The organism is Sphingomonas lutea, from assembly GCF_014396785.1.
GTDB classification, from domain to species: Bacteria; Pseudomonadota; Alphaproteobacteria; order Sphingomonadales; family Sphingomonadaceae; genus Sphingomicrobium; species Sphingomicrobium luteum.
On sequence record NZ_CP060718.1, the window covers coordinates 1,336,709 to 1,349,236 of the forward strand.

General features: G+C 67.2%; 13 protein-coding genes and 1 pseudogene. 8 read left to right on the forward strand and 6 right to left on the reverse strand.

The genetic code is table 11. The features are described from left to right. Positions 1-135: 135 nt before the first annotated feature. From mutL to H9L13_RS06935, 4 genes are all read left to right on the forward strand, one after another. Entirely contained in the window at positions 136-1,923 is a 1,788-nt protein-coding gene (mutL, locus tag H9L13_RS06920; protein WP_187537054.1) for a DNA mismatch repair endonuclease MutL, read from the forward strand. Between the two features lie 59 nt (positions 1,924-1,982). Continuing rightward, entirely contained in the window at positions 1,983-2,675 is a 693-nt protein-coding gene (locus H9L13_RS06925) for a hypothetical protein (RefSeq protein ID WP_187537055.1), read from the forward strand. A gap of 69 nt (positions 2,676-2,744) precedes the next feature. After that, positions 2,745-3,290: an inorganic diphosphatase gene (gene ppa / locus H9L13_RS06930; protein ID WP_187537056.1), complete on the forward strand. Its 546-nt coding sequence runs from the start codon at positions 2,745-2,747 to the stop codon at positions 3,288-3,290. Positions 3,291-3,355: 65 nt separating this feature from the next. Beyond that, positions 3,356-3,529: a hypothetical protein gene (locus H9L13_RS06935; RefSeq protein ID WP_187537057.1), complete on the forward strand. Its 174-nt coding sequence runs from the start codon at positions 3,356-3,358 to the stop codon at positions 3,527-3,529. A 9-nt stretch (positions 3,530-3,538) separates the two neighbouring features. Here the strand turns inward: H9L13_RS06935 and ilvC are convergent, their stop codons facing one another. Together ilvC and miaA are read right to left on the reverse strand one after the other, a co-directional pair. Next, a complete protein-coding gene (ilvC, locus tag H9L13_RS06940; protein ID WP_187537058.1) occupies positions 3,539-4,513 on the reverse strand; it encodes a ketol-acid reductoisomerase in 975 nt (324 codons plus the stop codon). A gap of 11 nt (positions 4,514-4,524) precedes the next feature. Beyond that, positions 4,525-5,441: pseudogene (gene miaA / locus H9L13_RS06945) on the reverse strand (tRNA (adenosine(37)-N6)-dimethylallyltransferase MiaA). Here miaA and serB point away from each other — a divergent pair. Further along, complete coding sequence (gene serB, locus H9L13_RS06950; RefSeq protein ID WP_235090732.1) at positions 5,410-6,318, forward strand: phosphoserine phosphatase SerB; 909 nt, start codon at positions 5,410-5,412, stop codon at positions 6,316-6,318. The pseudogene miaA and the gene serB overlap by 32 nt on opposite strands. Here the strand turns inward: serB and H9L13_RS06955 are convergent, their stop codons facing one another. Next, positions 6,319-7,197: an SPOR domain-containing protein gene (locus tag H9L13_RS06955; RefSeq protein WP_187537060.1), complete on the reverse strand. Its 879-nt coding sequence runs from the start codon at positions 7,195-7,197 to the stop codon at positions 6,319-6,321. 135 nt (positions 7,198-7,332) lie between these two features. Here H9L13_RS06955 and H9L13_RS06960 point away from each other — a divergent pair, with 135 nt between their 5' ends. From H9L13_RS06960 to H9L13_RS06970, 3 genes are read left to right on the forward strand one after another with little or no spacing between them, the layout of a single operon-like run. Then, positions 7,333-8,055 carry a ParA family protein gene (locus tag H9L13_RS06960; protein ID WP_187537061.1) on the forward strand — a complete coding sequence of 241 codons (723 nt, stop codon included), beginning with the start codon at positions 7,333-7,335 and terminating at the stop codon, positions 8,053-8,055. A gap of 12 nt (positions 8,056-8,067) precedes the next feature. Continuing rightward, complete coding sequence (locus H9L13_RS06965) at positions 8,068-8,682, forward strand: hypothetical protein (RefSeq protein WP_187537062.1); 615 nt, start codon at positions 8,068-8,070, stop codon at positions 8,680-8,682. A 4-nt stretch (positions 8,683-8,686) separates the two neighbouring features. Continuing rightward, positions 8,687-10,003, forward strand: a complete 1,317-nt coding sequence (locus tag H9L13_RS06970) for an SPOR domain-containing protein (protein WP_187537063.1) — start codon at positions 8,687-8,689, stop codon at positions 10,001-10,003. Here H9L13_RS06970 and H9L13_RS06975 read toward each other — a convergent pair. Genes H9L13_RS06975 through H9L13_RS06985 form a run of 3 tightly spaced genes read right to left on the reverse strand, consistent with a single transcriptional unit; the run spans position 10,000 to position 12,466 of the window. Continuing rightward, the gene (locus H9L13_RS06975) at positions 10,000-10,875 is read right to left on the reverse strand and encodes an aspartate carbamoyltransferase catalytic subunit (RefSeq protein ID WP_187537064.1); all 876 of its coding nucleotides are present in this window, start codon (positions 10,873-10,875) and stop codon (positions 10,000-10,002) included. The genes H9L13_RS06970 and H9L13_RS06975 overlap by 4 nt on opposite strands. An 11-nt stretch (positions 10,876-10,886) precedes the next feature. Then, positions 10,887-11,369, reverse strand: coding sequence for a Holliday junction resolvase RuvX (gene ruvX / locus H9L13_RS06980; RefSeq protein WP_187537065.1), 483 nt, complete (start codon positions 11,367-11,369; stop codon positions 10,887-10,889). Further along, entirely contained in the window at positions 11,357-12,466 is a 1,110-nt protein-coding gene (locus tag H9L13_RS06985) for a DUF3089 domain-containing protein (RefSeq protein ID WP_187537066.1), read from the reverse strand. The genes ruvX and H9L13_RS06985 overlap by 13 nt, the downstream gene beginning before the upstream one ends. Between the last annotated feature and the right edge of the window lie 62 nt (positions 12,467-12,528).

Genomic DNA, 12,528 nt, shown 5'->3' on the forward strand with positions numbered 1-12,528 from the left:
CGCTATTCCGAAAAGCCCCGGTCAGCGACGTCGAGGCTTAACTTTCGCTTGAACCCTATCCATTGAACGCGGTCTGAATTTTCGCGAAAAATCAGTGCTTCGCCGGCCGCTTCGGATTGGGATACAAGCCTTAACATGTCAATAAGAAGGCTGCCGCCGGACCTCATCAATCGCATTGCCGCCGGGGAGGTGGTGGAGCGGCCCGCGAGCGCGCTCAAGGAACTCATTGAAAACGCGCTCGACGCGAGCGCCGCGAATGTTGCGATCCGGCTTGCCGCGGGCGGTCTGGAACGGATCGAAGTTGCCGACGATGGCTGCGGCATGTCTCGCGAGGACATGCGCCTCGCGCTCGAACGCCATGCCACCTCCAAGCTGCCGACCGACGCGATCGATGAGGTCAGCAGCTTCGGCTTCCGCGGCGAGGCGCTGCCGTCGATCGCCAGCGTTTCGCGCCTGACTCTCGAAAGCCGGGTGCGCGGCGCTGACGGGTGGCAGATCGCGACCGATCACGGCGCCGAGGCGGGCGAGGGACCCGCGGCGCTTCCGCCGGGCACGCGCATCCGCATTGACGGTCTGTTCGACAAGGTGCCCGCGCGCCGCAAGTTCCTGCGCTCCCCGCGCGCCGAATATGCCGCTTGCCTCGACGCGGTGAAGCGCCTCGCAATGGCGCGCAGCGATGTCGCCTTCACCCTCGACCATGACGGCCGCCGCATCCTCACGCTGCAGCCCGCCGAGCCGCCGGCGCGCGTCGCCCAGCTCCTCGCGCATGAGCTCGACCGCCATGGCGTCGGGATCGACTGCGTCCGCGACGGTCTTCGCCTCACCGGGGTAATCAGCCTGCCGACCTTCAACCGCGGCGTCGCCGACCAGCAATATTTGTTCGTCAATTCGCGCCCGGTGAAGGATCGCCTGCTCGTCGGCGCCCTGCGCGCCGCCTATCGCGACCTCATCGCCCGCGACCGCCACCCCATCGCGGCCTTGTTCCTCGAAGTCCCGTCGGGCGAGGTCGACGTCAACGTCCACCCGGCAAAGACCGAAGTCCGCTTCCGCGACCCGCAAGCGGTGCGCGGCCTGATCGTCGGCGGCCTGCGCAACGCGCTCGATGAACAAGGCCAGCGCAGCGCGGCGCGAGAACAGGTTGCGGCTGCGGTCAATTGGCAAACTCCCTCTCCCCAGCGGGGAGAGGGCTGGGGTGCGGGGGCTGCGCCTTATGAGGAAATGCACGGAACCCCCTCACCCTTACCCTCTCCCCGCTGGGGAGAGGGAATGCTTGCCGAAGCGCCGCGTCTCTTCTCGACCGCCCCCGCCGCCCGCGCCGAGCCCGCCGTCGAGCCCGTCCCGACCCACCCGCTCGGAGTCGCGCGGGGGCAGGTTGCGGCAACCTATATCGTCGCCGAAGCCGAAGACGGCCTCGTCATCGTCGACCAGCATGCCGCGCACGAACGCCTGGTGCTCGAACGCATGCGCGCCGCGCGCGAAGGGGGCGCGGTCGCGCGCCAGGTGCTGCTCATGCCCGACGTGGTCGATCTTGACGAACCCGATTGCGACCGCCTCGAAGCCGCCGCGGCCGACCTTGGCGAGATGGGCCTCGAAATCGAGCGTTTCGGCCCCTCGGCGATGCTCGTCCGCGCGGTCCCCGCCGCGCTCGGCAAGACCGACGCCGCCAAGCTCCTCGCCGACCTTGCCGGCGAGATCGCCGAGCTCGGCGGCCCGCTCGCGCTGCGCGACAAGCTCGATCTCGTCGCCGCGACCATCGCCTGCCACGGCTCGGTCCGCGCCGGCCGCATCCTTTCGGTCGCCGAAATGAACGCCTTGCTGCGCGAGATGGAAGTCACCCCGCGCTCGGGCCAGTGCAATCACGGCCGCCCGACCTGGGTGAAGCTTGGCCATTCGGAAATCGAAAAGCTGTTCGGACGGCGGTAGCCGCGTCCCATTGCAGACCGATGGTCTTCTGTTAGCCTCCGCTGCGAACGGGGGTGTTCATGCGTTTTCTGTTGCCCAAGCGTCTCGATGGCTGGCGCATGTTCCTCGGCGAGGTGACCGTCATCGTGCTCGGCGTGGCGATCGCGCTCGGCGCCCAGCAACTGGTCGAGGACGCGCACTGGCGCAGCGCCACGCGGGAGGCGGTCGCGGGCATGACTGCCGATGCGCTGGGGGAGCGTGGCGCGATCATCGCCCGGTATCAGCAGCGCCATTGCATCGATCGTCGCCTGAACGATCTCGCCACCTTGTTTGCGCGCCACGATCGCGGCCAGCCGATCGGCCCGATCAACCGCGTCGGCCGGCCGTTCTACAGCTTCGGCAGCGCGCCGTCGTGGGAGGTGGCGGTGGCCGACGGATCGGTAGCGCGCCTGAGCTTCGACCAGCGGCAGAAGTTTGCCAATGCGTTCGACATTTACGAGGCCTTCGCCGAACAGATGTGGGAGGAGAAGCGTGCTTGGCAGCAGCTGCAGATGCTCAACCACGTCGCGAGCTTCACCCCCGCCGACTGGTCGGAGGCGCGTTTGGCCTTCATCCTGGCGAACGATTTCCAGACCAGTTTCCGGATCACGATCCCGCAATATCTCGCGGAGTTTCGCGTATTCGGGCCGGGCGGCCCCGAAGCGCAAGGCAATGCCCAAAACCGCTTCACGACCGAGTTGTGCAAACCGCTGTTCGCCACGGCATCGCCCTAGCCGGGGGGCACGGCCTCACGCCTCATCACCTTGTTACCCGGCGCTGCGCTCTTTAGGGGAAGCGCCGCCATGAACATCGACCTCATCCCCGTCGGCGACGACCCGCCCAACAGCGTCAACGTCATCATCGAAGTCCCGGTCGGCGGCGAGCCCGTGAAATATGAATTCGACAAGGCGTCGGGCGCCTTGTTCGTCGACCGCATCCTTCACACGCCAATGCGCTATCCGGCGAATTACGGCTTCATTCCGCACACGCTCTCGCTCGACGGCGATCCGATCGACGCACTGGTGATCGCGCGCTCGCCCTTCGTTCCGGGCTGCGTGGTGCGCGCCCGGCCGATCGGCGTCCTCAACCTCGAGGACGAGCATGGCGGGGACGAGAAATTGATCTGCGTCCCGGTCGACTCCACCTTTCCTTATTACTCGGACATCGGCGAGCAAAAGGATCTGCCTTCAATCATCCTCCAGCAGATCGAGCATTTCTTCACCCATTACAAAGACTTGGAGGAAGAGAAATGGGTGCGCGTCGGCCGCTGGGGCGATGCCGATGAAGCTCGGCGCCTGCTGACGGAAGCGATCGCACGCGCCAAGGCCAATCCGTCGCACGGCGGTTGATTCAGCGGGCCGCGACTTGTGCGAGGATTCCTGCTAATAACATCGCCGTAGCGAGGAGCCGGGCCATGCAGGACAACGATCGCGTTTATTGTGCGCAACGTGCCGCCGAGGAGCAGGTGCTTGCCGCCGCGGCCCGCGATCCCGGCGTGGCCGAGGCCCATCGCAAGATGCAGCGCGCCTATCTCGAACGCGCAAGCGTCGGAGCGCGGCCGATGATGGCGAGCGAGACCGTCGGTTAGGGTTCAGACCTAGTCTGGCTTGGCCGACAGCTTGCGATAGGCCGCCTCGATCGGCGTTTCGCGGGCGTCGCGCCGCGCGGCCTTCAATCGCGGGTACGCCGCCAGTTCCTCCTCCTGAAGCGCATCGGCGAACTTGCCCGCGCGGACTTCGCCCAGCACGTCGCGCATGCGCGTCCGCACACCCTCGTCGATGATTCGACGTCCGCCCAACGTCGCTCCTAGCTCGGCGGTATTTGAGATCGCCTCGCGCATGCCCGCGATTCCACGAGCTTCGATCAGGTCGGCGAGCAGCTTGAGTTCGCCGACGCATTCCAGATAGGCGATCTCGGGCTTGACCCCGCCTTCGACCAAGGTTTCGAAGCCGGCGACCAGCAATTCGGGAACGGCGCCCCAAACCACCGCCTGTTCGTTAAAGAGGTCGGCTTCGGCCTCTTCGGCAAAGGTGGAATGAATCAGGCCCGCACGACCGCAACCGATGGCGCGTCCATAAGCCAAGGCGATCTTGCGGGCTTTGGGCCGGGCATTTTCGGGGACCGCCCACAAAGCGATCATCCCGCGGCCGTCCTTGTATAGGGAGCGCAACGCCGTGCCCGGTCCCTTCGGCGCGACCAGGAAGATGTCGAGGTCGCCGCGCGGTTTGACGAAACCGAATCGGATCGACAGGCCATGACTGAAGCCAAGCGCTGCGCCCTGCCGAAGGCGCGGCTCGATCGCTCGATAGAGTTCGCCGTGAATTTCGTCCGGAGCCAGCAGCATGACGATATCCGCGCTGGCGACCGCCTCGTCGACCAGCTCGACCTCCAGGCCCAACGTCTCCGCGACGGCCGCGTTAAGCGAGCTGGGCCTGAGACCCACGACCACATTGATCCCGCTGTCCTTGAGGTTGAGCGCCTGGGCGCGGCCCTGGTTGCCGAAGCCGATGATCGCCACGCGCTTGCCGTCGAGAACGGTGGCGTCGATGTCGGCGTCGCGGATCATGTGCATGGGGAATTTGCCTAGGCCGATCGCTTCAGCAGTTCCAGCGCGCGCTCGTCGAGCACGTCGGTGAAGCGTGGCCAGTCGGCGGGCGGCTGATGCGCGAACCAGGTATATTGCCGCTTGGCGTAGCGCCGGGTCGCCTGCTGGCCCGCGGCGACCGCCTGATCGCGCGATAGCTCTTTCCGCAGGAATGCCGCGATCTCGGACACGCCGATTGCACGCATCACCGGCAAATTGGGATTCAGGTCGCGGGCGAGCAGTCGTTCGACCTCTTCGACGGCGCCCCCGTCGAACATTGCGGCGAAGCGCTCATCGCAGCGCGCATAAAGCCAGTCGCGGGGGGGAGGAGGATCAGCGGCCGAAGCTCGACGTCCTTGCCGATTCCGCCGGTACGCTCGCCCTGCCATGCGCGCAGGGTCCGGCCGGTCGACAGCACGACCTCCAACGCGCGCGCGATGCGGGTCTTGTCCGCGGGCTTCAGGCGCGCCGCGGCTTCCGGATCATGTTGCGCCAGCTTCACGCCCGCTTCTTCCGTCGGCATCTCTCGAACCGACTGGCGCACCGCGGGATCGATCGCGGGCACGGGCGCAATGCCGTCAAGCAAGGTGCGCAGATAAAGCCCAGTCCCACCGACCATGATCGGCAGCCGTCCCCTATCATGGATGCCGGCGATCTCACTTCGGGCCATGTCCGCCCAGTCCGCGGCGGAGCAGGGCAGGGCGCCGTCGCGCACGCCGTAGAGGCGATGCTCCGCCCGCGATCGGTCCCGGTCGGTCGGTGCGGCGCTCAGGACGGGCAAGTCGCGGTAAATTTGTGCGCTGTCGGCGTTGACGATCACGCCGTCATTTTGTTCTGCAAGGGCAAGTGCCAGTGCCGACTTGCCGCTGGCGGTGGACCCGGCAATGACGGCCAACGGAGGTTTTGAGGACGGCATGGCGATTGCGACGCTGATAGCAGCAGGACGGCTCAATGACAGGCTTGTGGATCGCGCGCTGGCGCAGCTGCGTGAAGTCGATCCCAAAGCGCGTTTCCTGCAATGGATCGACGAGGGCGACGCCGTCGATCTCCAGGTCGACACGCCGACGAACGCCGCGCGCTGGGCGCTCGACGGGCTCCCCGAAGTCGACGTTGTCGTCCAGCCTGAGGAACATCGCTTCAAGCGCCTGCTCGTCGCCGACATGGATTCGACCATGGTCGGGCAGGAATGCCTCGACGAACTTGCCGACTTCGCCGGCCTGAAGCGGGAGATCGCCGAGATCACAGAGCGTGCGATGCAGGGCAAACTCGACTTCAAGGCCGCCCTGCGCGAGCGCGTGGCGATGCTTTCCGGGCTCGATGAAGGCGCGATCCGCCAGTGCCTTGCCGAGCGCGTGGTGCCCAATCCCGGGGCGGCGACCCTGGTGCGCACCATGCGCGTCGGTGGCGCGCATTGCATCCTGGTCACCGGCGGCTTCGTGTCGTTCGCCGAGCCTATTGCCAAAATGCTCGGCTTCAACGCCATCCGTGCCAATCGCCTATTGTTCGACGGCAGCCAGCTCAGCGGCTCGGTCGAGGATCCGATCGTCGACGCGCAGGCCAAGCTTGATGCCTTGGTCGAGGCGCGCGGCGAGCTCGGGCTCGATCGCGACCAGGTCCTTGCGATCGGCGATGGCGCCAACGACCGTCTGATGATCCAGGAAGCCGGGCTTGGCATCGCCTACCGCCCCAAGCCGGCGCTCGCCGAAGTGGCCGATGCCTGCCTCAATCACCATGGCCTCGACGCCCTGCTGTGGGCCCAGGGGATCCGCCGCAAGGATTGGGTGAGCGGCTGATTACTTCGCCGTGACGGGGAAGCAGGCTTGGTCTTTCAAGCTGTTGCACGCCGCCTGCGCCGCGGCGCGGCTGGGGTAGGGGCCGACCTGCAGGCGCGTGACCGGACCTGCGGCAACATAGAATGGCGCCCGGCCCGGCAGCGCGCCCGCGACCTTGCGATAGAGCGCTTCCGCCGCACCGCGCTGGGAGAAAGCGCCGAGCTGGATGCGCCACGCACCGCCTGCCGTGGGTGTGGGTGACGGTGCTGCCGGTGCCGCGGCTTGCGTCGGCGGCTTGGCCGCGGATTTCGCTTTGACCGCGGTTGACGGTGGCGGCGCGGCCTTGGCCTTGGCGATGGCCAGCGTCACCGCCTTCTTGCGTTGGTCGAGGGGCAAGATCTGGTCGAGCTCGGCCAGCGTCGCTTTCGCTGGTGGAAGTCCCTGCGCCGCGGCGCGGCTGACGTAGGCGTAGCCCAGCACCGGGTCGCGCGGCAGGCTGTCGCCGTTGAACAGCGCCGTGCCGTAGATCAGCATTGCGCGCGCATCGCCGCGCTCCGCCGCCTGGCCGAGCCAGCGCAGCCCGGAAACCTGGTTGCCGTTCTGGAACAGCATCAGCCCAAGCGTCGTCTGCGCGTCGAGATGCCCCTTGCGGGCCGCGCGCTCGAGCCAGGTTTGGGCCGCGGCGAGGTTGATCGTCACGCCCCGGCCAAGGCGATAGGCTTGCCCGAGATTGAACGCGGCATCGAGGTCGCCCTTTTCCGCAAGCGGCCGCCAGATATCCACCGCCGCCGCGTAGTCGGCTTTTTGCCAGGCATCGATCCCGGCTTTCACGGACTGCGCCGCCAGGGGCGCAGTGGGAATCGTCATTGCCGCCGCGGCTGCCAGACACAGGAAACGCATGTCCATTCTCACCTTGGCCCAAGCCTAGCGCACGGGAACGCCGGGCGAAATACAACCTGGCATCGTTAACCAGATTTTAGATGCTTCGGTGCCACTCCGATGCCTGAACATGCGTCATTGGGCGAGGGGAAGAGCATGCGCGTCTTGGCTATGGCATCGCAGAAGGGCGGATCGGGAAAAACGACCCTGTCCGGCCATCTTGCGGTGCAGGCGCAGCTGGCAGGGGCGGGTCCTGTCTGCCTGATCGACATCGATCCGCAAGGCAGCCTGGCCGATTGGTGGAACGAACGCGATGCCGAAATGCCGGCCTTCGCGCAGACCACCGTTGCCCGGCTCGCTTCCGACCTTGAGGTTCTTCGCCAGCAGGGCTTCCGCCTTGCCGTCATCGACACCCCGCCGGCCATCACCATGGCGATCCAAAGCGTCATTGCCGTTGCCGAGCTGATCGTCATTCCGACCCGCCCCAGCCCGCACGACCTGCGCGCCGTCGGCGCCACGGTCGATTTGTGCGACCGCGCCGGGAAGCCCTTGATCTTCGTCGTCAACGCGGCGACGCCCAAGGCCAAGATCACTTACGAAGCCGCTGTCGCACTGTCGCAGCACGGCACCGTGGCCCCGGTCACGCTTCATCATCGCACCGATTTCGCCGCTTCGATGATCGATGGGCGCACGGTGATGGAAATCGATCCCAACGGCCGCTCCGCCAAGGAAGTGGTCGAGCTGTGGGATTATATTTCCGACCGTCTCGAAAAGAATTTCCGCCGGACGGTGTTCGCGGCGCCGGGTGCGGCGCCGGGGATCAGCCCGGCCAGTCCGCGTCCGGTCGGTGGCTTCGGCCGCCGCGTCGTGGGTCAGTAAGGGGGCCCCCTCGTGAGCGAACCCAAACCCTTCGCCTCCCTTTCTTCGGGCCTCCTGGCTCGCAAGGGTGCGGCGCGCCCGGCGATGAAGCCTCAGGGCTTCGGCCAGATGGGCGGCGGCAATCTCGAGGATCTCGGCTGGAACGACATGGGCTTCGAACCGCCCAAGCCGGCGGTGGTGCCGATCCGCGACGAGGATCATGACGCCTTCGGTCAGGAGATCGAGGATCAGCCGCGCGTCCATTCCACGGGGCTGACGCCGGTGCAGTCGCCGGTGCACAGCCAGCAATCGGAACTCGCCGGCCGACTGGCGGAAACCGGCGATGCCGACGAGGATTTCGATGAAACCGCCGAGCCGGCTGAGGCCATTGAGCCTTCACCGATGCCGGCCCTCGCCATTCCCGCGCCCGCGCCGCGTCGTGCGCCGCGCCCGCGCGCTGCGCCCGGATCGAAGGGGAAGGCGGCCTTCACGCTGCGGCTCGATCCGCAACGCCATTTGAAATTGCGTCTGGCCTGCGCCGTTGGCGGTCGCTCGGCGCAACAGATCGTGACTGACGCTCTCGACCAGCTGCTGGGGGGTATGCCGGAGCTCGAGGGCATGGCCGAAAAGGCCAAACGCAAGGGGTAATCCAATGTCGAATCCGTTTCGCTTCGCTTCTACCGCATCGTTCATTGTGCTTGCCTCAATGACGGCGGGCTGCGCGGGCACGCCGAAGCAGACCGTCACCACCTCCGGGTTCGGCGGCAAGGCGAACGGGGAAATCGGCTATGCCACCCGCGCGCTCACCGCTCTGTCCTCGGGTGATGTGGGCACCGCGATCAATTACGCCGAAAAGGCGGTCGAAAAGACGCCTGACGATGCGGGTTTCCGGGCCTTGCTCGGCAACAGCTATTTCGCCGCTGGGCGCTTTGCGTCGGCGGAAGCAGCCTATCGCGATTCACTCACCATCTACGCCCAGCAGCCGCAGGTGCTGCTCAAGCTCGCGCTGTCGCAGGTTGCGCTTGGCAAGACCGACCAGGCGGTGAGCTTCCTCCACTCTGCCCAGGGCATGCTCGATCCTGCGGATTATGGTCTCGCCTTGGCACTCGCGGGACGCCCGTCGGATGCGGTTAGCATTCTCGATGCGTCGGCACGGCTCCAGAATGCGGATGCTCGTGTTCGCCAGAACCTCGCGCTCGCTTACGCCTTATCGGGCAATTGGTCGCAGGCGCGCATCGTCGCGGCGCAGGACGTCAGCGCCGACAAGCTCGACGCCCGCATCCAGGAATGGATCAGGCTCGCCAATCCGGCCAAACCGCATGATCAGGTGGCCGCGCTGACCGGGGTGGTCCCAGCCGCGGTCGACGCGGGCCAGCCCGTTCGCCTTGCGCTCCGCCCGACGGCAACGCGTACGGCCGAAGCACCGAAGAAAGCCGATCCGGCGTTCGTCGCTGCCTCTGCGCCGCAGCAGGTCGCTGCCGCCGAGTCCGCCCCGACCTTCGTGCCGCCGCCGCCCCCGCCGCCAGTCGTCGAGGCGCCGCCCCCGCCGCCGCCACCGGCGCTGGTTCCCGAATTTGTCGCCGCGTCGGCGCCCGAAGCGGTCTACACCGCGCCGCTGCCGCCGGCGAAGCCCGTTGCCCGCAAGGCGTCCGCCCCGGTGCGCAAGACTTCGGCCGTGCTGCGCAGCGGCGGCTCCAAGGCCGTCGTCCAGCTCGGCTCCTACCGCTCGCCCGAACAGGTGTCGGCGGGCTGGGCCACGCTGACCCGCCGCTATCCCGCGCTTAAATCCTATCTGCCGATGCGTGCGCGCTTCGATTCGCCCAAGGGCACCTTCTGGCGCTTGTCGATCCAGGGGTTCGGCAGCCAGAGCGAAGCGCAGGCCCGGTGCCAGGTGCTCAAGAGCCGCGGCGGCGCCTGCTTCGTCCGCACCGTCGCGGGCGATGCGCCGGTGCGCATGGCAAGCCGCTAAGCCAGCAACATCTCCAGGCAGGCCATGCGCGTGGCCACACCCATTTCGACCTGAAGCGCGATCAGCGATCGCGCTGGATCGTCGGCGACGACGTCGGCGATCTCGACGCCGCGGTTCATCGGTCCGGGGTGAAGCACGACCGCGTGCCGGTCCGCCAGCGCCAGCCGCTCGGGCGTGAGGCCGTAGAGCCGCAGATATTCGCCCGGCGCGTCGCCCAATTCCTGCTCCTGCCGCTCGCGCTGGACGCGCAGCATCATCACCACGTCGGCGCCGCCGATCGCGTCCTCGACGGAAACCGTAGCGACCTCCGCCGGCAATAACTCCGGCGGCCCCGACAGCCGCACGTCGGCACCTAGCCGCCGCAGCAGCTTGGCGTTCGATCGCGCGACACGGCTATGCTTGATGTCGCCGACGATCGCGACCTTGAGGCCCTCGATGCGGCCCAGCCGTTGCCGCAGCGTGGCGGCATCGAGCAAAGCCTGCGTCGGATGCTCGTTGGTCCCGTCGCCGGCATTGATCACCGGCGCGTCCATGATTGCCGCAACTTCGGCCGGCGCCCCATTCTCGCTGTGTCGCAACACCAGCAGGTCGGGCCGCATCGCGTTCAGCGTGCGCGCCGTGTCCTCCAGCGTCTCGCCCTTCTTCACCGACGAATGTTCGACCGACAGCGAGATGGCGGCCGCGCCGAGCCGATGCGCCGCGGTCGCGAACGACATCGCGGTGCGCGTCGAGTTTTCGTAAAAGACGTTGAAGACGATCCGCCCTTCCAGGCCGCCGACCGTCCGCCCGACTTGCGGATGGATCGCCAGCGCGCGGTCGAGGATGCGCGCGATCTGCGCGTCGCTGAGGTCGTCGATCGAAAGCAGGTCCACGAGCGCGGGGACTAGCTGCCGTCGCCCATGTTGACCAGTGCATCGATTGCGCCTTGCAGGATATGCGCGGCGGCGAGTGCATCCACCTTCTCCGCACGCCGCGCCCGGCTGACGTCGGCGTCGATCATCGCCCGCTCGACCGCCTGCGTCGACCAGCGCTCGTCCCACAGCAGGATCGGCAGCTGAAGCGGGCCGAGATTACGCGCGAACGCGCGCACCGATTGCGTCCGAGGACTGTCGCGGCCGTCCATGCTGAGCGGCAGGCCGACGACCAGCCCGACGACATGCTCGCGCGTCACGAAGGCCGTCAGCGCTTCAAGGTCCTTGGTGAATTTCGCTCGTTGGATCGTCTCTGCGGGCCCGGCGAAATGCCACCCCGCGTCGCAGATGGCGAGGCCGATGGTCTTCGTCCCGACATCGAGCCCGGCGAGCTTCCCGCCGTCACCAAGCGCGGCATGGAATTCGGCGCTAGACGCAGTGACTAACGTTGCCACGCCGCGATCCGCCGCCGCGCGTCTTCGCGCACCGATGCCCAGAACAAGGCGTAGTCATAGACGTGATGATTGTTGCCCGGCAGGACAAAGGCCCCGAGCGGCGGGATCGCACCATCGATTAGGAGCAGCCCATTGTCGCACCGCGCGCCAACCCGCCCGGGCTCGATCGTGGCGCTCGCCAAATCGGCGCTTGGCACCAGCGTGCCAAGGTTGGCGCTTGGCGGCGCGGCGCCGCCCGCGGTGCCGGTGATCGGGTTGACGCACAGCATGTCCTTGCGCTCGCGCTTCATTCCGGTCGGACCGAGGGTGCCAACCCACGCGTCCGTGATCAGGTCGGGATTGGCGGGCTGCCCGAAGCTTTGCCAGGACAAGACGCAGCCGGTCTGATCAGGCCTCGAGCAGCCGGGCAGGCCGATTGCCGGCAAGTCGGCCGCGGTACTCAGCGGCCACCCGACGACATAAGCGGCGACCAGCCGCCCCTTCACCGCACCGGCCCGCTCGCGCAGCAGGCGTGACAGGTGCAGCGCGCCCTGGCTGTGGGCGGCCAGGATCAGCGGGCGTTGCGGGTTGCGCCTGACAAATGCGTCGAAGGCTGCGGCAACATCGGCATAGGCCAGGTCGAGCGCCTTCTGCGCATCGTCGCTCCGCAGCAGGAAGGCGCCATAGGCCGCCTGGCGATAGCGCGGCGCCCACACCGTCGCATCTTGGGCGAACACGCTGGCCTGGCTTTGCACGAACAGGCGGGTGCGCGCTTCGGTCTGCGCGTCGGGGCGCATCTGGGCGTTCCAGCTGTCGCGCGACAAATAGGTCGTCGGGTGAACGTAGAAGACGCTGACATCGTTCGCCGACGGCTCGGTGGAACCCGCGTCATTTTCCGGGCGCCAATGGGACGGATTGTCGGGCAGGTCGGCCGACGCCAGCCAATTCTCCGCCCGGCTGTAATCGGGCGCATCGCTGGTCGGCGGCGGCGCGAAATGACCCTTGGGCGTCGCCTGGCTAATCAGGACGCGCTGCCCAAACTGAAAAATCGCAAACGCCCCCGCGACGCCCAGCAAGGTGAGGACGAAAATGACGATGAGGAATCGGCGCGCGCACATGAGGCGGGGGCGTTACGGGCGAGCGTGCAAGTCGGCAACCGCAGCGGCGGGAAAGAAGCGCC